This is a genomic window from Sphingobacterium chungjuense, from assembly GCF_011316935.1.
Taxonomy (GTDB): Bacteria; Bacteroidota; Bacteroidia; order Sphingobacteriales; family Sphingobacteriaceae; genus Sphingobacterium; species Sphingobacterium chungjuense.
In genome coordinates this window covers 197,178-218,859 of sequence record NZ_WLYS01000005.1, presented here as the reverse complement: position 1 = coordinate 218,859, position 21,682 = coordinate 197,178, and the positions used below count along the sequence as shown (strand labels likewise).

The 21,682-nt window shown below is 41.8% G+C and carries 17 protein-coding genes; 5 read left to right on the top strand and 12 right to left on the bottom strand.

Annotated elements, in window-relative coordinates; genetic code table 11:
- The first annotated feature begins 474 nt into the window (after positions 1-474).
- The gene (locus GKO22_RS13675) at positions 475-2,010 is read left to right on the top strand and encodes a family 43 glycosylhydrolase (protein ID WP_166335948.1); all 1,536 of its coding nucleotides are present in this window, start codon (positions 475-477) and stop codon (positions 2,008-2,010) included.
- 105 nt (positions 2,011-2,115) lie between these two features.
- Here the strand turns inward: GKO22_RS13675 and GKO22_RS13670 are convergent, their stop codons facing one another.
- From GKO22_RS13670 to GKO22_RS13640, 7 genes are all read right to left on the bottom strand, one after another.
- A complete protein-coding gene (locus GKO22_RS13670) occupies positions 2,116-2,424 on the bottom strand; it encodes a DUF983 domain-containing protein (RefSeq protein WP_317165715.1) in 309 nt (102 codons plus the stop codon).
- A 139-nt stretch (positions 2,425-2,563) separates the two neighbouring features.
- Entirely contained in the window at positions 2,564-3,463 is a 900-nt protein-coding gene (locus tag GKO22_RS13665; RefSeq protein WP_166335944.1) for an AraC family transcriptional regulator, read from the bottom strand.
- Positions 3,464-3,542: 79 nt separating this feature from the next.
- Positions 3,543-4,097 (bottom strand): dihydrofolate reductase family protein, encoded by a 555-nt coding sequence (locus GKO22_RS13660; protein WP_166335942.1) that lies wholly within the window; start codon positions 4,095-4,097, stop codon positions 3,543-3,545.
- A 111-nt stretch (positions 4,098-4,208) separates the two neighbouring features.
- Positions 4,209-4,877, bottom strand: a complete 669-nt coding sequence (locus GKO22_RS13655; protein ID WP_166335940.1) for an FKBP-type peptidyl-prolyl cis-trans isomerase — start codon at positions 4,875-4,877, stop codon at positions 4,209-4,211.
- A gap of 3 nt (positions 4,878-4,880) precedes the next feature.
- Positions 4,881-5,867, bottom strand: coding sequence for a glycosyltransferase family protein (locus tag GKO22_RS13650; protein WP_166335938.1), 987 nt, complete (start codon positions 5,865-5,867; stop codon positions 4,881-4,883).
- Between the two features lie 110 nt (positions 5,868-5,977).
- Positions 5,978-6,835 carry an aminotransferase class IV gene (locus GKO22_RS13645; protein ID WP_166335936.1) on the bottom strand — a complete coding sequence of 286 codons (858 nt, stop codon included), beginning with the start codon at positions 6,833-6,835 and terminating at the stop codon, positions 5,978-5,980.
- A 22-nt stretch (positions 6,836-6,857) separates the two neighbouring features.
- On the bottom strand, positions 6,858-7,889 hold the full coding sequence (locus GKO22_RS13640) for an RluA family pseudouridine synthase (protein WP_166335934.1): 1,032 nt from the start codon (positions 7,887-7,889) through the stop codon (positions 6,858-6,860).
- Between the two features lie 63 nt (positions 7,890-7,952).
- Here GKO22_RS13640 and GKO22_RS13635 point away from each other — a divergent pair, with 63 nt between their 5' ends.
- The 3 genes from GKO22_RS13635 to GKO22_RS13625 are packed head-to-tail and all read left to right on the top strand — an operon-like array spanning position 7,953 to position 12,272.
- A complete protein-coding gene (locus GKO22_RS13635; protein ID WP_166335932.1) occupies positions 7,953-8,837 on the top strand; it encodes a 1-aminocyclopropane-1-carboxylate deaminase/D-cysteine desulfhydrase in 885 nt (294 codons plus the stop codon).
- 17 nt (positions 8,838-8,854) lie between these two features.
- A complete protein-coding gene (locus GKO22_RS13630; RefSeq protein WP_166335930.1) occupies positions 8,855-10,150 on the top strand; it encodes a BamA/TamA family outer membrane protein in 1,296 nt (431 codons plus the stop codon).
- 25 nt (positions 10,151-10,175) lie between these two features.
- Positions 10,176-12,272 carry a TonB-dependent receptor domain-containing protein gene (locus GKO22_RS13625; protein WP_166335928.1) on the top strand — a complete coding sequence of 699 codons (2,097 nt, stop codon included), beginning with the start codon at positions 10,176-10,178 and terminating at the stop codon, positions 12,270-12,272.
- On the opposite strand, the gene GKO22_RS13620 is transcribed toward GKO22_RS13625, so the two are convergent.
- On the bottom strand, positions 12,269-13,474 hold the full coding sequence (locus GKO22_RS13620) for a class I SAM-dependent methyltransferase (RefSeq protein ID WP_166335926.1): 1,206 nt from the start codon (positions 13,472-13,474) through the stop codon (positions 12,269-12,271). The genes GKO22_RS13625 and GKO22_RS13620 overlap by 4 nt on opposite strands.
- 81 nt (positions 13,475-13,555) lie before the next feature.
- Between GKO22_RS13620 and GKO22_RS13615 the strand changes: the two genes are divergently transcribed.
- Positions 13,556-14,347 carry a Cof-type HAD-IIB family hydrolase gene (locus tag GKO22_RS13615; RefSeq protein WP_166335924.1) on the top strand — a complete coding sequence of 264 codons (792 nt, stop codon included), beginning with the start codon at positions 13,556-13,558 and terminating at the stop codon, positions 14,345-14,347.
- A 66-nt stretch (positions 14,348-14,413) separates the two neighbouring features.
- On the opposite strand, the gene GKO22_RS13610 is transcribed toward GKO22_RS13615, so the two are convergent.
- The 4 genes from GKO22_RS13610 to GKO22_RS13595 all read right to left on the bottom strand — a co-directional run bounded on the left by GKO22_RS13610 (position 14,414) and on the right by GKO22_RS13595 (position 21,617).
- Complete coding sequence (locus GKO22_RS13610) at positions 14,414-15,682, bottom strand: glucose-1-phosphate adenylyltransferase (protein ID WP_166335922.1); 1,269 nt, start codon at positions 15,680-15,682, stop codon at positions 14,414-14,416.
- Positions 15,679-17,112, bottom strand: coding sequence for a glycogen synthase (locus GKO22_RS13605; protein ID WP_166335920.1), 1,434 nt, complete (start codon positions 17,110-17,112; stop codon positions 15,679-15,681). The genes GKO22_RS13610 and GKO22_RS13605 overlap by 4 nt, the downstream gene beginning before the upstream one ends.
- Before the next feature lies 1 nt (position 17,113).
- Positions 17,114-19,054 carry a 1,4-alpha-glucan branching protein GlgB gene (gene glgB, locus GKO22_RS13600; protein WP_166335918.1) on the bottom strand — a complete coding sequence of 647 codons (1,941 nt, stop codon included), beginning with the start codon at positions 19,052-19,054 and terminating at the stop codon, positions 17,114-17,116.
- Between the two features lie 97 nt (positions 19,055-19,151).
- Complete coding sequence (locus GKO22_RS13595; RefSeq protein ID WP_394352162.1) at positions 19,152-21,617, bottom strand: glycoside hydrolase family 31 protein; 2,466 nt, start codon at positions 21,615-21,617, stop codon at positions 19,152-19,154.
- Between the last annotated feature and the right edge of the window lie 65 nt (positions 21,618-21,682).

Sequence of the window (21,682 nt, the reverse complement as noted above, 5' to 3'; positions counted from 1 at the left end):
TCCTTCTTCACCCTCTTTAAGGGCACGGACAATCTGGGTTTCTGTAAAACGTGTCTTCTTCATTTTCAACTTAAATTTAAACATTGTAGTTCAGTTTTAAGCTGTCTGTTTTTTTGGGACACTTACAGTGTCATCTAAAATCACACTTGATTGACATTAAAAAGCACGATTGATTTTATAATATTATCTTCCAGAGAGCTAAATTCAATAAAATAAGCAAAGTTTGTTGTCTTATTTGTTTCAATAAACTGCCCTTTACATGCACCAAAATTGCCAAAAGATGTGATATTTTCTAGGTTTAGATGCTAGAGTTTTTTCGACTATCTAAGTATTGTTGCAAATGGTGGTAAAAGCTTTCCAGTTTTGATAACAGATTCTAATTAGTAACTTAATAACTTGGATTGGTAAGACCTTTTTCTAAGTTTTACCTGCATCAATAAACAATTGCTTAATCGTGCAAAATGCATCATACTTATGAATATAATTAATCAGTACTTTTTATCCCTATTGTTATTGTGTTTAGTCTTATCTTGTTCTGCGCAACAAAAATTCACTAATCCAGTGATTTCGGGTGACCTACCCGATCCTAGCGTTATTCGCGTGAATGATACGTATTACGCTACTTCTACATCCTCCGAATGGGCGCCATTCTATCCATACTTCAAGTCCAATGATTTGGTGAACTGGAAACAGATCGGACATATTTTTGAGGTTCAGCCCGAATGGACGATTTCCTCATTTTGGGCACCGGAGCTTTATGAATTGGATGGAAAGTTATATTGTTATTACACCGCTCGTCGACGGAGCGATGGTATCAGTTGCATTGGTGTAGCCGTCGCGGAAACACCCGAAAGTCCGTTCGTAGATCACGGCATCATTATCGAACACGGAAAGGAAGCGATTGATGCTTTTGTGTTTGACGATGATGGACAATTGTATATCACCTGGAAAGCATACGGGTTAGATGATAGAAATATTGAAATTGTAGGAAGTAAGTTATCCGCTGATGGTTTACGATTGGAAGGTGAACATTTTTCGATGTTACGGGATGATGAAGGTATTGGTATGGAAGGTCAATATCATTACAAGGAAGGCGACTATCATTACTTAATCTATGCTGCGCGGGATTGTTGTGGTCCAAAAAGTAATTATGATGTGCGAGTGGCTCGCGCAAAAAACTTTGTTGGTCCTTATGAGAAATACGAAGGAAATCCAATCTTAGTTGGTGGTACCGAATATGTATCTGTGGGACATGGAACGGCAGTTAGAGGATTAGATGATGAACTATATTATTTATGTCATGGTTATCTGGCTGGGGATGATGTATACCAAGGTCGACAGCCGATGCTGCAACAAATCAAGATCAATGTAGATGGCTGGCCATATTTTGTAACTGGAAAAGAAGCCATCAGAAACCAAACCATTAGCAAAGCGACTCAGAAACAACAAACGAAAGATTTTGAAGATTCGTTTGCTGGCCAAAAGCTGAAGCCTGAATGGACTTGGAATTATCCATATGCTATTAATCAGTATGAACTCAAAGATCAGCAACTGCAATTGAAAGGCATTCCGACGTCCGATAATCAGTATGGCACCGTCATGTGTGTTCGTCCAACGGCTTCACATTACACGTTTGAAACTCAGGTTACCAACCAAAATACAGCATCCAAAGGATTAACGCTTTACGGCGATCACAAAAATCTTCTATTTCTGAGTGTACAAGGCAGTGAAGTATCTTTAAAATCGGTACAAGATGGGAAAGAAAAGGTGTTAGCCACGAATAAAAATGAGGCCAATACGGCCTATCTGAAAGTCGAGGTGAACCATGGCGTCCACTGTGATTTCTTCACCAGCGCAGATGGTAAAGATTGGAAAAAAATAAATCACGAAGTGGTGGATGCTACAGCACTCACGCGTTGGGACCGCGTGGCACGACCTGGACTTATCCATGCTGGAAGCGTCGATGAACCTGCTTTTTTTGATTACTTTAAGGTGAGTAAAGTGTTGTAATACAGTTTTATATAGTAGAAAACAGGAAATGGCTGAAGTCAAAAACTTCAGCCATTTCCTGTGAAATAGTAGATCTTTGAAGATCATTGATTTATGTCTTTTATGCTACCCCTCGCTATATTTATAAGGATCATCTTTGCTCTTCGCTGGATCATAATGCAACCCTGGGCTCAACCAGTATAATAAGACGACTCGAGAATATCGATAATTGAATGGAGCCAATAAAAACACACCAATAAAGATCGTCACAAGATACAACCAAACATTTTCAAGATTTCCTGTCAGAATGTATGTGGCTACCGCTATGGTAATCATTTGCGCTACGTTGAAGGCGTAACTCACAAACATAGAAACATAAAAATATCCAGGCTCTCTTTCGAACTTAAACTCGCAGTGCGGGCAGTAGATATGCATCTTTTGTGCCTTAAATCCATACATCGAATTGGCAAATATATCCCCACGTCTACATTTAGGACATTTAGCATGTAATGCGGCATTAAATTCTGTAGGTATTGTAAACGTCTGCGTTGTGCTTTTATTTGTAGTGCTTGTACTATTTTCTATATTTTCCATAATCCTCTTTTTTAAAAGACTTTTTTCTAAACTCGTCCGGTGTTAATTTTTCATATTTTTTGAAAAATTTGGTGAAGTAGGAATTGTCACTGAAATTGAGTTGTAATGCAATTTCGCTGATCGTTAAATCTAAGTTGACTAACAGGCGCTTCGCTTCCAATAATACTCGCTTTCGGATCACCTCTCCTGCTGACATACCTAACAAATCGTTGGACAAGGCATTGAGATGATTAGGCGTGATATATAGTAATTGCGCATAATCTTTAGGTAGCCGTATCGTTGTGAAATTGACCTCAATCAATCTTTGAAAGTTTTTTAATAACAGATAGTTATAGTTTGGAATGTAGCTTTCTGAGTTTTGTACACCGATGTGTGATATTTGCATAAACATATCCAAGAGAAGTACTCTAATATGATCTTCGCTGAAGATGGTTTTCTCACTTCCTGCTCGAAGTACTTTCTCAAAGCCGGTTTTGATTGACTCCTGATTATCCAACGGAATTTGTATGACAGAATCCTTGGTTATACCTTGAAAAAAGATGAAACGTTGTATGTAGTCGGATAATAATAAAAATGATTGGAAGTAGCTTGTAGAGAAGTTGAGCACATAGCCATCAGCAGGTTCATCAAAACTCCAGCTATGGACTTGGCCAGGTATCATAAAATAAATTTGCCAAGGCCGCACCTCAAACTGTTCGAAATCGATGGAATGGGTGCCGCTTCCTGCTGTAAATAGTACGACATGAAAGAAGTTGTGCCGATGTGGATGATGAAGATGTTGATGCGTCTGCGAATACGAACCAAACCTACCTACATAAATATCGTCGTGTTGAAATCCGCCGATACTTTGAATGTTGTAAATAGGTATGTCATTCTTCATACCTCAAAGTTACGGCAGAACTACTATAAATCGTGGTACTGATTACTTAGATATTGGTATTATTCAACGATTTGTTGATTTACATCACATTCAGTTCTACTTCTTGTTTTACCTTATAATGTATTTGCGTCAATCCAGTTTCGAAAGTTTTGGTCGCCTTCAATTCGAGAATTTGTTCGGGAATACCGTCTTGAAACAGCCTTGTCCCCGCTCCTAGAATAATCGGGACTACAGATATAATAAGTTCATCTAGCAGCTGGTGTTTGAGTAATTCATTGATTACTTGGGCACCGCCATCACAATAGATATTTTTTCCATTTTCGGTTTTCAGACGATCGACTAACTCTGTCAGACTGCCCGTATAGAAAGTCGTCCGACCTTCTTTAGGTCGATCTGTTTTTGTAATCACATATACATCACGATTTCCATTATCGTAATATGACTTGCCAATTTCCCGAACAACGTAATCGTATGTTTTTCGTCCGATAATTAACGTATCGATTGCAGATATAAATTCTTCGTAACCATAGTCTTCACCCTCTTTTTCCACGATTTTGAGAAAGCTGAGGTCGTCATTAGGTTTGGCAATATAGCCATCTAGGCTCATTGCTATAAAAAGTGATAGTGATCTCATGTTTATCAATAGTTTTTGAAGTAGTAAAAAGGTGGTAATACAAAAAATGTGGTGTCTTCGCGAAAAACACCACATTAAAGTTGCATATTTTTTGCCAAACTTGGCGTATATCTAGCCTTCCTGCGGCGTGATACCTAACAATTCAATATCAAAAATCAATGTGCTAAATGGCGGAATAGTGGCGCCAGATCCACGTTCGCCATACGCTAGATTGTACGGAATAAAGAAACGATATTTTGAACCTTTTTGCATCATGGGTAATGCGATTTGCCAGCCTGGAATTACGCCATCTAAGTTAAAAGTAATAGGTTCTCCCCGATCGTATGAATTATCGAAAGTAGTGCCATCGAGAAGCTTACCGATATAATGTACGGTGACCTCATCTTCCTTAGTCGGTCGCTCGCCGGTGCCTGGCTGCAATACCATATATTGTATTCCGGAAGAATCAGCAACCACACCATCTTTCTTTTGATTTTCCGCAAAAAAACGGTTGCTTTCTTCTTTGAAAATGGCAGTCTTAGCTTCTTGAGCGGCCATTAGTTGCTGACGAATAATCTGCTGCACTTCTTGTTCACCGAATAAACTGGCTTCGCCAGCTAATGCTTTCGAAAGCGACTCGCTGACGATCTTGGCATTGACGGGCACACCGATAGATTTTATAGAACGTGCAATATCTTGTCCTAAAGCATAGGACAATGAATCGGCACCAGATTGTAATTGTTGCGCAGAAGTGTTAAGCGCGAATAAAGCTATAAAGGCTGATCCAGCAATAATTTTCATGTATTATTTGTGTTTTTCGATGATTTGAGCAATGATCTGAGCAGTTTTATCAGGATAATCTACCGCCACCCGAGATTTACTGTACAACCAAGACTCAATATCGTATTCGTATTTTCTTTTTAAACTTTTGATCACTGGTACTCCCATTTCCTTTAACGAAGCGGCATTCAAATGTTGCTCGTATTGGTTTTTCATTGGGATAACTAATAATTTTTTGCCCAAATATAAGGCTTCTGCGGGAGTCTCAAAACCTGCACCACATAACACACCTGAAGATTGTGCCATGCTCTTTACAAAAGCATCACTATTAATAGGGTTGATATTTACATTTTTGAGCGCAAATGGCCTTTTGTTGTGCTTAGAAAACACCTCCCATTTGACATCTTCAAATCGCGATAAATGTTTCAGCAGATGTCCGTCGTCGTAAGAAGGTAAGTAAACGGTGTAATGACCACGGTCTGCGACATCCAATTCTCGAACCGATTGGCGGATCACGGGTGTATAAATACGATCGGAATAGGATTTAAAATGAAACCCGTAAGATATAGATGCTGGCGCATAATTCTTCATAATAAATTTGCCCAAGGTATCCGATTCGGGAGGTTTGGGACTTAAAGGATCCAGCGCACCGATTTGATGACTCAAGCCAATACAGGGAATATCTTTAAGATGACATGCCCAAGCAGATATAGGCTCAAAATCATTAATCACTAAATCGTACTGATCTACGGGGAGGCTATTGATCTCTTTAGAAAACTTGCGAACCGTCGAGCTCATAAAAGTACGCCACAAATCTACGCCACCATGCTTGCCAAAGATAAAGCTTAGTCCATGTAGCTTGTACTTTACCTCAAATGGTAAGGTGAGATCGGCTTGGATGCCGCTGATCAACACATCTACTTCGCCATGCTGCTGAAGGCATGGTATGACATCCATGGCGCGGGACAAGTGGCCATTACCTGTCCCTTGTACAGCATACAGTATCTTCATACAGTGATTTTTTTTATGCCAAATTAATAAATTCTGATCAAGCTATTCGAAAACATGCTGATTTGACTTAAGCCATAACACTCACATAACATCTTGTTAACGAGGTCGATTTAGGACTGAGTATCGTAACTAAAGTACTTTAGTTTATCTTGCAATACGCGAGCTATCATGTTAAAATATCGTTTCTGCTTGTACCCCATCACCCATTGTATTCCTTGCACGGCATTAGTACAAAATATCTCATCGGCTTCTTTCATAATATCTGGACTTATTTGCGCCTCTACCACAGGAATTCCCTCTTCGCTGGCCATGTCCATGACGACTTGACGCATTACACCCTGTACACAACCTTCGCTAATCGCGGGTGTATACAATGTCTTGTCGTAATACACAAAAATATTGGATGTCAAAGATTCGCATAAATATCCTTCCTGATTTAGCAAAAGCACATCGTCATAGCCAAATTTGTTTTTATACAAACCAGCTGTCACGTACACTAACGCATTGATCGACTTCAATTTAGACAATTCACTGTACGCCTTTTTATATTCATCATATAGTCCTACAATTAATCCAACTTTCTTGTCTTTGGTCGGCGCCGTCAACAGGTCCGCTTGTAAGGTGTATGCTGATTTATTCGTTTGTGGCGCATACAAACCATCGCCAGCACGATAAACAATAAGACGGATGCGGACATCTTTTCCCATCAAATTGTTTTTGCGAATCAATTCTTCCGTCTTCGTGCGAATAAAATAAGCATCGTACAGTACGTGATCTTCGATGTGCAGCATCTGTAAAGATTCTTGCAATCGCTTTACATGTTGTGTAAGAAAGCGAATGTCGCCACCTCGCCAAAGCATGGTTTCAAAAATACCGTCGCCATAACGAAAAGCCCGATTTTCTATAGATAGTATCGGGCTATTTTCTGCGACCAGACTACCATTAGCATTTATATAGTGTATGGGCATATAAGTTTTACGTAATAGAATGTTACTCTTCTTTTGTCGTGGCGTATGCACGCCACTTGTCCAATGCCGATTGAAAATCTGCTGGCAATGGTACTTCGAAAGCAACCTTTTGTTTGGAAGTTGGATGTTCGAATCCTAAACTTCGTGCATGCAGCGCCTGTCTTGGCAAAAGCGAAAAGCAGTTGTCTACAAATTGTCTGTACTTAGCAAATACAGTGCCTTTTCTGATACTGGCACCACCATAAGACGCATCATTGAAAAGCGGGTGACCGATGGATTTTAAATGTGTGCGAATCTGATGAGTACGTCCTGTTTCTAACACACACTCAATCAACGTAACATAACCTAATCGTTCCAATACTTTGTAATGCGTGACAGACCATTTCCCTTTTTCTGGATCATCGTACATTGTCATAATGCGGCGATCTTTCAGTTCACGCCCAATATATCCAGTGATGGTGCCATCTTCTTCAATATCTCCCCATACGAGCGCGACATATTTACGATCAATACTGTGTTCGTAAAACTGTTTTGCCAAATAGGTCATCGCCCACTCATTTTTAGCAATAACAAGCAGCCCAGAGGTATCTTTGTCAATCCGATGCACCAAACCCGGTCTACCGGTATTGCCAGGCATCGTAGGTAATTGATTTAAATGATAGGTTAGCGCGTTGACTAACGTACCCGTATAATTATTGAAACCTGGATGTACCACCATGCCTGGATCTTTATTGACCAATAGCACGTCATCATCTTCGTATACAATATTCAAAGGAATATTTTCGGGATATACTTCGGTGTCTCGCGGTGGATCTGGAAAAACCACAGAGATAACATCCAATGGCTTTACCTTATAATTGGATTTTACCAAATTATCGTTTACAAGGACCGAACCAGCATCGATTGCATTTTGTATGCGATTTCGAGAGGTGTTTTCTACCCGATTCATCAAAAATTTGTCTATCCGCAGTGGGCTTTGCTTTTTGTCGGTGACAATTCTGATGTGCTCAAAAAGTTCCTGCTCGTCGTGTTCTTCCTCTAAGTGATCAACCATGCTGCAAAAGTACCTATTTTTTGAAAATATAAAGGATGCAGAAAGAAATAGTACCTTTGGTTGATGTCGTTGGATTTCCATTTCAATAGCCCAGTAGAGGTACTCGACCTACCTCTTCTTCGCGAACGCAAAGTACAGGTTTCGGTGAAGCGCGATGACCTGATTCATCCTTTTATTTCTGGAAATAAGTGGCGCAAACTCAAATATATTCTTATGCAAGCGCTGGAAGACCGAAAAAAAACCTTGGTAACTTTTGGCGGTGCGTGGTCTAATCATCTTTTGGCGACAGCCTGTGCAGGCGCTAAATTTGGATTTAAAACACATGGTTTTGTGCGTGGTGAAATGGTTAGCAATCCGGTATTGTCGATGTGCAGATTATATGGCATGAAGTTACAATTTGTAGACCGAGCTAGCTACCGTGATAAAGAAATGCTTTATGAGCAAAACTTTTCGGTGCAGGATGCTGTATATATTGGGGAAGGTGGATTTAGCGTAGATGCTACACTCGGCTGTAAAGAGATCGTGCAAGAGTTACCTCAGGAATATGAGCATATTTTTGTGGCTAGCGGTACTGGAACTACGGTAGCTGGATTAGCTACAGGCGTATTCGAGCAGAATTTATCAACACGGGTGCATAGTATTCCAGTGCTAAAAGGTGGCGATTTCTTAAAAAGTGATGTGCAATCTCTTGGTGTAAATCCAGAAAACATTACTTTCCATACAAATTATCACTTTGGAGGATATGCTAAATATACTGCAGAGCTACTCGCTTTCGTTACAGACTTCGTGCAAAATACGGGCATTATGATAGAACCGACCTACACAGGCAAAGCTTTTTATGCTTTGTTTGATCTGGTAAAACAAGATTACTTTGTTCCTGGCGATCAGGTAGTCATAATTCATACCGGCGGCCTAACGGGATTTTTGGGCATGTACGACAAATTTTAAATCGTTTTAAAGAAATCATGCTTAATCGCTTTTTTGCTTTCATTCTCTTTTTATTAGTTACTACAAAAGTCTATGCGCAAGCTGATAGCTTGAGTACCACGCAAGACACCGTGCATACGATCAGCAGAGCAGACACTATTCGTGGAGATCAAGATGCCTATGATATTGTCGATGCGTATCGAAGTATTTTTCCGCGAAAATACACCACAAATACACCAAAGAGACGATCTGGTGTGGCTTATTTACCCAATGTCAATTATAATCCTAGTATTGGGGCGCAGATCGGCGTCAAGATGGTTGCCGGTCATGTTTTTGGTGATCGTGAAAATACGACGATGTCTGTCTTTGCGACCGCATTATCTGTTACCACCCGTGGAATCATTGTTGGTTACTTAAATCATGATATCTACACCAAAGAAAATAAGTGGAACCTGAAAGGGAATATCAATATTGCGCGCATGGTAGGTTTGGACTATGGTCTAGGCATTGGCCAGCCGTTGCCGGATCCTACGCCAGACGAATTGATATTAAATAACCCGGATAGACAACGCTTTACGTATAATTATAATGTCTACAATTTTAATGAACGTCTTTATAAGCAATTATTACCGGGGATGTTTGTGGGTGCTGGGGTATTTTTTGAATTAAAACGTGGTATTTCTGTGAACAACGAGGAAGATATATCACCGAATCGGATTTATAGCGAGTGGAATGGCTTTGATGATACGCAGAATAACAATAATGGGCTAATGCTGAATTTTCAATACATGACGCGTGATAATCCCAACAATGCTTATAAGGGAATTTATGCCGATGTGGTATTGCGATCCAATCAAACTTGGATGGGAAGCCAACATAGCGCCTATCAATTGGTCACCGATTTTAGAAAATATTGGAATCTATCTAAAAATGAATCAAATCATGTGCTGGCTTTTTGGAGCTTAGGATCTTTTAAATTGGGCAATGATTACTTACCGTATTTGGATCTTCCGGGAACGGGCAAAGATGCTTACGCACGAAGTGGCCGTGGATATACCTTTGGTTACTTCAAAGGACTTTCATTTTATTACTCGGAATTAGAGTACCGTTTTCCAATTTTGGAAAATAGGTTTTTGAGCGGAGTTGTTTTTGCTAACGCACAAACGGCAAACGATCAAATGGGAACCAAACTTTTCCGATATTGGCAACCTGCTGGCGGTGCCGGCCTACGCGTGTTGTTTAACAAAACTACACGTACCAATCTGTGTATCGATTACGCTATGGGGAGATTTGGTCAGCGTGGGTTCTTCCTGGGTTTGAATGAAGCCTTTTAATTTTAATGATCACTACTAACTAATTATGCAATCTCCGATAATCCATCTTTGGCGCTCTGCCCTATTATGCTTTCTCGCCAACCCATTGTTTGCACAAACGGAACAAGATAGTACCCGGCATGAAATAGCTCCAGTGAAAATCCGTTCTTACTTTAATAGCCAACCTTTTTTAGAGCATACCTCGTCTGCGAAAGTGATAACGCGCGATATGCTGACGGCGCAAATGCCGGGCACTATTTTGCCAGCGATCAACACCACACCCGGTGTACGCATGGAGGAGCGTTCACCAGGTAGCTATCGTTTGGCATTGCGTGGAAGTATGTTGCGCTCTCCATTTGGCGTGCGGAATACCAAAATTTATATCGACGAAATTCCACTAACGGATGCCGGTGGAAATAGTTATTTGAACAGTTTGGATCCGGTGGGATTACAACAAATCACGATTATCAAAGGACCAGATGGCTCACTTTTTGGCCCCAACTCGGGCGGTGTGGTTCGCATATCACCTTACGGATTTGATAATTTCGATCCCGCAACACAAGTTTTGCTTTCTGGTGGATCGTTTGGTACGTTTAACCAGCAATTGAGCCACCGACAGCAGGTGAGCGATACGTATCAATTTTCATTCGATCAAGCGTATATGCGATCTGATGGCTATCGCGATCATACCGGCATGAAAAGATTGTATTTGCAAACTGCACATCAATGGCAATATCATCCAAAAGCCAAATTGAAGCTATTAGCCATTTATTCTGATCTTTCATATAATACGCCGGGTGGACTCACGCAAGCACAGTTTGATGCGAATCCGCGACAAGCACGACCCGCTACTGCTACGATGCCTGGGGCGGTAGATCAACAGGCTACGATTTATAATAAAACATTGATCTCAGGTATTGTACACGAGTATAAGCTCAGTGAGCGATGGATGCACAGCGCGGCTATATTTGGTAGTTTTACAGATTTCCAAAATCCTTTTATCACCAACTATGAGCATCGTGATGAGCGCAATGCCGGTTTTCGTACTTACTTTTCGTACACACCACAACAGAAAGAATGGATCAGTTGGCAGATGCAACTGGGCATGGAAGCACAATCCGGTTGGTATAAAATCGAAAACTTCGATAATCTCGCTGGCGTGAAAGGCGATCCACAAAGCTTTGATGATTTGCGAAATGGTCAGCATTTCTACTTCTATAGAGCCGCCGCTACCATTTTGCAAAAATTGACCGCCGAAGCCTCCATCGGATTGAATTATAACGATATCCGCTTTACGCAACGATTTCCAGCCGTAGACAATAACCGTGGCAATATTAATTTTGGGGCGACTTGGATGCCTAGATTCGCACTCTCCTATCTCATGACACCACAAGTCGCGGCACGGGCTTCTGTATCTAAAGGATATTCGCCACCGACCATCGCCGAAGTTCGCTCTTCGGACAATCAGATCAATGCTGATCTACAAGCGGAAGGTGGATATAATTGCGAAGTGGGCGTTCGCGCTGAAACGAAAAATAGACGTTGGTTAGTAGATCTAAGTGCCTATCACTATCGACTGAAAGAAGGAATCGTACGCCAACTTCGCGAAAATGGTGCAGAGTTCTTCGTGAATGCTGGAAATATCAATCAACGGGGTATTGAGTTGTTATTAATGGGACAGCTGATCACGCCACGCCAGACAGGCTTTATTCGTGCAATGAACGTGTCCGCCGCACTGACGTATCAGGATTATAAATTCCAGACATATACTGTATTGGAAGGTGGAGAAAATGTCGATCATAGCGGCAACAAAGTCACCTCTATCCCGACGTGGATGTCTGTCAACTCCCTCAATCTACAATTCCCATATGGCACAGGAATCAACATCATGCACAACCATACTTCATCGATTCCATTAAACGACGCAAATACGGCATTCGCCAATGGCTATAATCTGCTCCAAGCAAAAGCACATTGGCAGATTCCGACCGGTCGCGAATGGCAACTACAAGTGTTTGTGGGCGGAGATAATCTGCTCAATCAAACCTATAGTTTGGGTAACGATATCAACGCCTTTGGCGGAAGATATTTTAATCCATCGCCTACCAGAAATTTCTACGGCGGGTTAAGCGCAAGCTTCTAATCCGCCAACAGATTGGCATCTTTTAGTAGATGCTCGAGATAGTGAGATTCAAGTCCGAAGAAGGATTTTAAATCCTTTAATTTGGCTTGGATCTCGTTTTGTCTAGCCGGATTAATCTTTTTACGCAGTCCAACGATCAGCACATTTTTAGGTGTATGTGCATCGGATATGAATTCGACCACCTTGGTTTGGTAACCGTGGTATTCCAACAATAAGGCACGAATACTATCCGTCAACATCTCGGCATGGCGCTCCATAAAGATACCGTGCCGTGTCATAAAATTAAGCTCGTTTTTTGCTTTTACACGTTCTAACTCTCTCCGTACCTGCTTGTGGCAACAAGGTGCTACGACGATAAGATTCGCTTCATGCTGAATTCCTTTATAGATCGCATCGTCAGTCGCAGTATCGCAGGCATGTAGGGCAATCAATATATCCATCGACGCAGCCGGTTGGTATGCTTCAATAGTTCCTTCTACAAATTGTAAACCGGTTAATGCTGACTTCGCTGCAATCTGATTACATAGATCGACCAAATCTTTTCGAAATTCCACACCGACCGTTTCAATCTTTTTATTCGTTTGCTGTGTGAGGTAATCATGTAGCGCAAAGGTCAGGTAACCTTTGCCTGCTCCCATATCTACGATGCGTAGTGTTTCACTTTCGGGTAATTCGGACAAGCTCGTGCTTAATATCTCGATGTAGTGATTGATTTGCTTCCATTTGTCGTGTGCGTTTTTATACACTTTCCCATCAGCATCGGTCAATCGCAATTCATGCCAGTAGGCACTTTTAGTGTCTGTAATCTTACGCTCTTTCTGTTTGTTGTGTTCCAGATTAGGTACACAGCAATTTTCCACTACTTCTACGCGGTAGCTCCATCCTTTCTTAGGATGGAAATGCAAGAAGATATTTTCTTGTTGTAGAAATAAAGAAATGGAATGAAATTCCTCGCGCTCACAGAACGTTTCGAGCATCTCCGTAGCTACCGTAACATCGTAGTTTTTCACGATATCGCGTCGGGCATAACGATACGTGAAAGATATTTGGTAATTATTTTTTATGCTGACGGGTTTAAGATATAGATTCTTTAAATCCACCTCTGCTCCCTTATAACTTCCCAACGTTGCTTTCACCAATTCTGTAGAAGATATATGCTTTTTCAGCAGTTCCAATACGTCCGACTTCTGTATGAATTTCATATGTTGCAAAGTTACTATTAATTATAGGCTCTTCCTATGTTGCCACATAGGATATGACCGCAAATATTGATATGTTTGTACATGCACTTACCTACTATAAAAGCAGTTTTCTTCGATATCGATGGTACTTTAATTAGCTTTAATACGCATGCTGTACCACAATCTACTTTAGATGCTATAAAAGAGTTGAAAAAGAAAGGAATCAAGGTGATCGTTTCTACGGGTCGTTCTATTAATAATCTGGATCATATCAAACATTTGGGATTTGACGGCTACAGCACCTTTAATGGTGGTTATTGTGTCGTTGCCGAGAATGATACTATTTTGCATCGTGCGACGATGGATCCAGCCGATGTAGAGCGATTGATTGCGCATAGCAAACAAACGCCGCTTAGCTTCTCGCTGATGTCAGAACAAGAAGTAACTATTCATCATGTTACACCGGAAATTGATATGATGTACGAGGCAGTGAATCTTCCTACTCCGCCGCTTACCAATTTTGACACCTTGGATACGGGCAGCATTTTGCAAGTGAACGTCTTCATTCATCCTGATCAGGAAGACGAATTTATGGCGAACATTATGCCCAATTCAATCGCTACCCGTTGGATAGAAACATTTGCAGATGTGAATCCGGGCGGACAAAGTAAAAAAGTCGGTATAGAAGCCTTTTGCCGCCACTTTGGTTTTGATGTTTCCGAAACGATGGCTTTTGGTGATGGTGGTAATGATATGGAGATGCTAAAATATGCTGGTGTAGGAATTGCTATGGGAAATGCTAATCCTGCCGTGAAAGAAAGTGCTGATTATGTGACTGACCATGTGGATGAGGATGGGATCTGGAATGCATTGGTGCATTATCAAGTGATCTAGTTTTGATCAAGTAATAAACGCTAATTTACTCGGATGCTAATCCAGCAGCCGAGTAAATTAGATCGTCTATCCTATCGTAAAACCATGTTCGATAATAACACCTTTCTTGATGATGACGATCCCATCTACGATGGAATATTTTTCAAAGTCACCGTCTTCCAGTTTTCCACCGCCTTTGATGCGGACATCGTTGCCAATGCGACAATTCTTATCCAAGATCGCATTTTCAATATAACAGCGTTCACCAACCCCAATTGGAGGCGGTTCTTGCGTATGGTAAAGCTCAATCAAATCATCTAGCTTTTCATAATAATCTGCTCCCATCATATACGTGGTGCGGATTACCGTACCAATACCAATGCGAGAGCGAATACCAATCACCGATCGGCTAATTTTATCAGCATGTACAATACAACCATCGGCTACGATACTGTTATCTACAGTTGTACCACCAAATTTAGAAGGCGGCAACATACGTGCACGTGTGAATACCGGATTATCAAATAAATTGAATTTCGGAATATCATCTGTCAGCCCAATGTTAGCCTCGAAAAATGAACTGATCGTACCAATATCCGTCCAGTAATCTTCGAATTGGTAGCTCATGACACGATTCACTCCAATCGCATCTGGAATGATGTGTTTCCCAAAATCCATCCCTGGATTTTCTTCCAGCAATTGTTTCAATACTCCTTTTGAGAAAACATATATACCCATAGAAGCGAGGTACTTACGTCCTTCATTCTCTAGGTGTTCTGGAACATCGGAAGCCCAGTCGACCAACAGATCGGTCGATGGTTTTTCGATGAAAGATTCAATTTCATTTTTCTCATTGGCTTTCAGGATACCAAATCCGGTGGCATCATTCGCTGTAACTGGAATAGTTGCCAATGTTATTTCTGCTTCTGAATCGACGTGGAAATCAATCAGTTTGGAATAATCCATTTGATACAGTTGATCACCCGACAGCACGAGAATATAATCGTAATCGATACCGATTAAGTTTTTTTGCGTGCGTCGCACAGCATCTGCAGTTCCCTCGTACCAGCGATCACCTTCATTCGTCTGCTCTGCTGCCAGAATATCAACGAAGCCGGTACTGAATACGCTGAAGTTAAACGTATTCTTGATATGCTTGTTGAGCGAGGCCGAGTTGTACTGCGTCAATACAAAAATCTTGTTGAAACCCGAGCTCAGGCAGTTAGAAATAGGAATATCGACTAAACGATACTTGCCTGCAATAGGAACTGCGGGTTTGGATCGCTGATCTGTCAATGGATATAGGCGTGTACCGCGACCGCCACCTAGCACAATGGAAACTACTTTATGTATCATAACTTCTCTTCAACAAAACGGTTGTATAATTTTTCGTACTTCAAGGCAGAATGCTCCCAAGAGTAATCTAACTTCATGATTTTTTTTCGGATCTGATCTAACTTTTTCTTGTCTTGCACGATATCAAGCGCTCGAACGGTGCAGTTTGCCGCATCGGATGGCTCAGCTTCATCAAAGACGAATCCGTATCCTCCTTCTGCAGCTACGTCCATCACGGTATCGCGAAGACCACCTGTATTGCGTACAATCGGTATCGTACCATATTTCATAGCATAAAGCTGATTTAGTCCGCAAGGTTCCACGCGCGATGGCATCAGCAACAGATCTGCCGCAGCATATACTCGGTGAGACAACTCCTCATTATAGCCGAAGAATGTAGCTAATCTGCCTTCGTACCGCGATTTCCGTGCTTCCAACTGTGCGCTAATCTCCTCATCACCAGATCCTAATATAAATACACCAAAATCCTCTTCGGTGTTTGCAAATATTTCATCTATGATCGCCGGAAGCAAGTCGGCGCCCTTTTCAAAAGCAAAACGACCGATAAAGACGATGAGGGGCTTCGAAAAATCAACCCCATATGCCTTACCCAACCATTTCTTATTCGCATTTTTGCCCGATCGGATCGTACTAACTCCATAGTTTTTATCTAAACTAGGGTCTGTTTCTGGATTCCAAACCGTTTCGTCAATACCATTCACAATACCTTCGGCTTTGCCGGATTCCATTTTAAATAGGTCTTGCAAACCATTAGCATCGTCAAAGAGCTCTTGTAAATATCCTTCGGATACTGTGTTGTACGCCGAGCAACATTTAATGGCGGCTGCCATCGGATTAATAACTTCATCCCACTCAAGCAAACCCCATTTCCAATCATCATACGCTGGTAGCAATGGACTTTTATTCCAATCGATCCAGCCTTGATATTGTCCGTTGTGCACCGTGAATATCGTGGTAATCTCTGCCAAGCGTTCGCGAAACACTAAACCATGTTGCATTAAGAAAGGCGTCAATCCGACATGATGATCGTGACAATGTACTACATCTGGAAGCTCATCTTGCTTATTCAGAAAATCTAAAAAAGCATGTTGAAACGCTATCCACTGCTCGGCTTCATCGGGGTAGCAATATACCTCTGGACGATCTAATTTGCCCGGTATCCGTATGAAATACAGCGGGAATCCCAAACTTTCATTTTTCTCTTTAAGTATTTCGTAATCAAAGTGCTCGTTACCTTGCTCAATAGTGCCTGTAGCAACAGAGATTGTTTCTTGATTTTGTAAAAATGGTCTGTCGTACCAAGGCATGACAACCGATGCATCGATGCCCATCGTACGTTGGTACTTAGGAAGTGCGCCGACTACATCCGCTAATCCTCCCACTTTGGCCACAGGATAGCATTCTACACTCAAATGGATAACTTTCATCATCTTAGTTTATGCGCTTAGCTTTTTTAGTTTTCGTCTGCTTTTGCTTATATACCACACCAGCCAATGGCGGCAAATCTATCGCGATCGAATGATCGCGGTGCATCCAGTGAATTTTATCGGATTTTGATTCTGCTGCGCTGATGCCACTGCCGTAATAGTCGGTTTCGTCTGAATTGAATATCGGTTGCCAAATACCTTCTTGAGGGACGCCTATCCGGAATTGTGATCTTACCACCGGTGTCAGGTTCAGGACAACTAGCAAGTCATTCTCGCGATCATGTCCTTTGCGGAGATAGACAAATACGCCCTGATCGCGGTCACCCATCTCCACCCATTCAAATCCCTCGGGGCTAAATGCTTTTTCGTATAATGCGGGTTCCGATTTATAGAGTGCATTGAGTGATGCAACTAACTTTTTGACGCCTTGGTGCGGTGCGTACTCTAGTAAATGCCAATCCAAGGATTGATCCACATTCCATTCGGCTGTTTGCCCGAATTCTCCACCCATAAATAGCAGTTTTGTTCCCAAAAATGTGAACATGTACAAGTACAACGTGCGTAGATTGGCCACGCGTTGCCAATCATCACCCGGCATTTTATACAACATCGATTGCTTGCCGTACACGACCTCATCATGTGAAAACGGTAACATGAAATTTTCATGAAAACCGTATACGGTGCCAAAAGTCATCTGATCGTGTGCGTATTTGCGATTGATGGGATCTTCTTTGAAATAACTCAAGGTATCATGCATCCAGCCCATCATCCATTTCATTCCAAAACCCAATCCTCCGTGGAAAGTCGGCCGACTAACGCCAGCCCAAGAAGTGGACTCTTCGGCAATGGTTTGCACATCGGGAAAATGGGTATATACCGCTTCATTAAATTCTTTTAGAAATGCAACGGCTTCTAAATTCTCGTTGCCACCAAATTCATTGGTTTCCCATTCACCATAGTTGCGCGAATAATCGAGGTATAGCATCGATGCTACCGCGTCTACGCGCAAACCATCCACATGATAAAGATCCAGCCAGAATAACGCATTGCTGATCAAGAAGGATTTGATTTCATTCCTGCCGTAGTTGAAGATATAGGATTTCCAATCGGGATGATATCCTTTCTTTGGATCAGCATGCTCAAATAAGTGCGTACCATCAAATTTATATAAACCATGCGCATCACCCGGAAAATGAGAAGGCACCCAGTCTAAGATTACACCAATATCTGCGTGGTGTAATGCTTCGATCAGATGCATAAAGTCTTGTGGACTTCCGTAGCGAGATGTGCAGGCAAAATAACCGGTGATTTGATAGCCCCAAGACGGATAATACGGATGCTCCATCACGGGCATAAATTCGACGTGGGTGAAGCCCATTTCCTGAATATAGGGCACTAAACTCGTTGCTATCTCTCTATAATTTAAAAATCGATCTGCTTCGTTGGGATCGCGCATCCAGGATCCTAAGTGCATCTCATAAACCGATATGGGGCTGTCTAAGGCGTTCCGACTTTTGCGTTTTCCCATCCAATCTTTGTCTTCCCAAGTATACCAAGTCGTATCAACTATGGAAGCGGTGCGCGGCGGTACTTCCGTTCGGATGGCAAATGGATCTGATTTTTCTAGCACCTCACCAATCGGAGTTCCGATGTGGTATTTGTAGGTTGTGCCATTTTCTAATACAGGAATAAAACCTTCCCAAATTCCACTTTCATCCCAGCGTACCTTTAATGGATGGGATGATGAGTTCCAGCCGTTAAAATCTCCTATAACTGATACATAATTAGCGTTGGGGGCCCACACCGCAAAATATACACCATCCACTCCATCGACTTGAACCGTACGTGAACCTAGTTTTTCGTATAATTTGTAGTGTTTTCCGGAACGGAACAACATTATGTCGTATTCGGTGAACAAGGTAAATGCCACCACAGGCTCTCCCATATTTTGATTGTTGTTATCTAATGCTTAAAAATACTGATTTAGGATGCCTTTCGTATTACATTCCTACGCTAATCAACATAGTATTGTAACGTTTGTTCTACGCCTGATAAACTATTTTCTTAAATGCAGGATCTACTACGATATAGCTGCCTCGTTCGTCTTTCTCCACGGACGCCAGCACACCGTCAACTTTCATATCCAACACTTCCACAGAAAGACCAATTAAGTAAATCTTGTACTGGGAATGATACGAGGTGTAGTGTCCTTCAGCTAACTGAGAGACTTTCAGAGAATCCGATGTTGCTTCCACAATAAAATGTTTCCAAGAGTACTCTTTATTCTCATAACCAAATGTTTCTCCTTGGTCATCATATAGATAAGAGTTGAATCGACCTTCTGCAAAGAAAAAGCGAAGTGTCAACACGGGTATCTTTGTCTCTGAAGTATATTGCATAATGGGATATTCGGGAATCATGCTTCCTCCGCGCACAAAGATGGGCATTTCATCTAACGGTGTAGCCACTTGATGTTCCTGACCACCCGCGTAAGCCGTATTATCAAAGTAATAATACCAATCACCTTCTGGTAGATACACTGTTTTGCTGCTCTGACCCGGATTTAGGACAGGAGAAACTACTATATGATCGCCGAAGGCGAATTCTTCTTCTCGTCGTAAGTTTTGCGGAATGTGCTGTTCCAACATGGCGATAGGCCGCAAAATCGGATCACCATATTTATGTTGCTGCCAGAAAGCGGTGTATATATATGGTAAAAGTTGATACCTCAGCTCAATGAACTTTTTGCAAATAGCTTCCCATTCTGGTCCAAAGCTCCATGGTTCGCGATCGCGCGTATCGCCTGCAGAATGTACGCGCATAAATGGGGAGAACACGCCAAACTGCATCCAACGTGTATATAATTCGCCATCTGGATTTCCCGTGAATCCGCCGATATCTGTACCACAAAACGAAAGTCCGGATACAGAAAGTCGTTGCAATTGGAGTAATCCAATGCGCAAGTGTTCCCAAGTGGCGATATTATCACCGGTCCATACCGAAGAATATCGCTGAACGCCAGAATAAGCGGCACGTGTGATGGTAAATGGCCTTTTGTCGCGATACAGCTTTTTTAAGCCATCGTAAGTGGCGCGCACCATTTGCATACCATAGATATTGTGTGCTTTGCGGTGCGATCCGCGATAGCCATCATAGTGATGGCGGACATCGTCTGGAAATGTGCCACGGCCAAATACAGCGGGTTCATTCATATCATTCCAGAAACCAGCTACGCCATCTTCCACTAAACCTTTGTACAAGCCGCCCCACCATTCGCGGACCTTAGGATTGGTGTAATCTGGAAACTGACAACGGCCTGGCCATACAAAGCCTTCCATAAAATAATCATCTCCACGACGGCAGAAATAGTTATTGGCTTGGCCTTCTTGGAAAACCCAATAATTCTCATCGACTTTGATACCGGGGTCTATCATGACCACCGTTTTAAAACCGTCGGCCGCCAAATCGGCTATCATCTTACGCGGATCAGGAAAATATTTGGCATTCCATGTAAAACAACGATAACCATCCATATAATCTATGTCCAGATAAATGGCATCACAAGGAATCTGCCTTTTGCGAAACTCGGTGGTGACATCGCGCACCATTTTTTCTGGATAATAACTCCAGCGACATTGATGATAGCCAATCGCCCATAACGGCGGCAAATAGTGCGTACCAGTTAGTTGATGATAGCGACGTACTACATCAATCATTTGCGGTCCTTGTATATAATAGTATTGTAGTTCGCCACCTTCCGACCAGAAACTGGTTTGGTCTGGTTGTTCTGCAGCAAAATCAAAATAAGTCTTAAAGGTATTGTCGAAGAAAATACCATACGATTGACCTTCGGTAACGCCGAGGTAAAAAGGAATGGTTTTATAAAGTGGATCTTGATTGAATGCGTAAGAATAGGTGTCCGAATTCCAGTTCTTGACACGGTGACCGCGCAGGTTGAGATTGGAAGCTTTATCTCCTAGTCCAAAAAACACTTCGTCCTGAGGAGCAGATTTGGTACAGTAAACATAATAGCCACCGAAGTCTGGATTTTCTTCCCAATGCATGGCTTTCGCATCTTGATTCACGACCTTGCCTTCGGTATCGGCAAATGAGATATGAAAATCAGCTTTACGTATGATACAAGAAGTCCGAGCCGTGGTGATTTGATAACTATCTTCACGCTCCTCCATCGTATAAGAAGTAGGGCCGTTCGATACGTTCACCGTCGCGTAGGAGAAATCGGTTAAAAAAACACCTTCTGGCGCTAAACGCACCCGAATGATTTCATCCGAAAAAAGTTTGATTTCGACTTTGGCTTTGCCGTCGGTAAAATAAAAAGACGAGCCGTCTTTGACAAATCCAGTGACTTTACCGAGGTATTTCTTTTCAATAGTCGGGAGTTCTAATACCGGATTGTTAACGTGATGTATCTCATCTTGCAGTTCTTCCGAGGTTGTGTTGGCATTTGTCTGTTCTAATTTATCGTCTTTGGGCGTCATATCTGTCATCTTATCGCAGTACTATTTTCGAATTACTGCTTTAAATTACGACTTATTTGTAAAAATGACACTAT

Excerpts from the sequence above, each read along its gene's own strand:
- GKO22_RS13675 (WP_166335948.1), top strand. The coding sequence starts at position 475 with ATGAATATAATTAATCAGTACTTTTTATCCCTATTGTTATTGTGTTTA.
- GKO22_RS13670 (WP_317165715.1), bottom strand. The coding sequence starts at position 2,424 with ATGCATATCTACTGCCCGCACTGCGAGTTTAAGTTCGAAAGAGAGCCT.
- GKO22_RS13665 (WP_166335944.1), bottom strand. The coding sequence starts at position 3,463 with ATGAAGAATGACATACCTATTTACAACATTCAAAGTATCGGCGGATTT.
- GKO22_RS13660 (WP_166335942.1), bottom strand. The coding sequence starts at position 4,097 with ATGAGATCACTATCACTTTTTATAGCAATGAGCCTAGATGGCTATATT.
- GKO22_RS13655 (WP_166335940.1), bottom strand. The coding sequence starts at position 4,877 with ATGAAAATTATTGCTGGATCAGCCTTTATAGCTTTATTCGCGCTTAAC.
- GKO22_RS13650 (WP_166335938.1), bottom strand. The coding sequence starts at position 5,867 with ATGAAGATACTGTATGCTGTACAAGGGACAGGTAATGGCCACTTGTCC.
- GKO22_RS13645 (WP_166335936.1), bottom strand. The coding sequence starts at position 6,835 with ATGCCCATACACTATATAAATGCTAATGGTAGTCTGGTCGCAGAAAAT.
- GKO22_RS13640 (WP_166335934.1), bottom strand. The coding sequence starts at position 7,889 with ATGGTTGATCACTTAGAGGAAGAACACGACGAGCAGGAACTTTTTGAG.
- GKO22_RS13635 (WP_166335932.1), top strand. The coding sequence starts at position 7,953 with ATGTCGTTGGATTTCCATTTCAATAGCCCAGTAGAGGTACTCGACCTA.
- GKO22_RS13630 (WP_166335930.1), top strand. The coding sequence starts at position 8,855 with ATGCTTAATCGCTTTTTTGCTTTCATTCTCTTTTTATTAGTTACTACA.
- GKO22_RS13625 (WP_166335928.1), top strand. The coding sequence starts at position 10,176 with ATGCAATCTCCGATAATCCATCTTTGGCGCTCTGCCCTATTATGCTTT.
- GKO22_RS13620 (WP_166335926.1), bottom strand. The coding sequence starts at position 13,474 with ATGAAATTCATACAGAAGTCGGACGTATTGGAACTGCTGAAAAAGCAT.
- GKO22_RS13615 (WP_166335924.1), top strand. The coding sequence starts at position 13,556 with ATGCACTTACCTACTATAAAAGCAGTTTTCTTCGATATCGATGGTACT.
- GKO22_RS13610 (WP_166335922.1), bottom strand. The coding sequence starts at position 15,682 with ATGATACATAAAGTAGTTTCCATTGTGCTAGGTGGCGGTCGCGGTACA.
- GKO22_RS13605 (WP_166335920.1), bottom strand. The coding sequence starts at position 17,112 with ATGATGAAAGTTATCCATTTGAGTGTAGAATGCTATCCTGTGGCCAAA.
- glgB (WP_166335918.1), bottom strand. The coding sequence starts at position 19,054 with ATGGGAGAGCCTGTGGTGGCATTTACCTTGTTCACCGAATACGACATA.
- GKO22_RS13595 (WP_394352162.1), bottom strand. The coding sequence starts at position 21,617 with ATGACAGATATGACGCCCAAAGACGATAAATTAGAACAGACAAATGCC.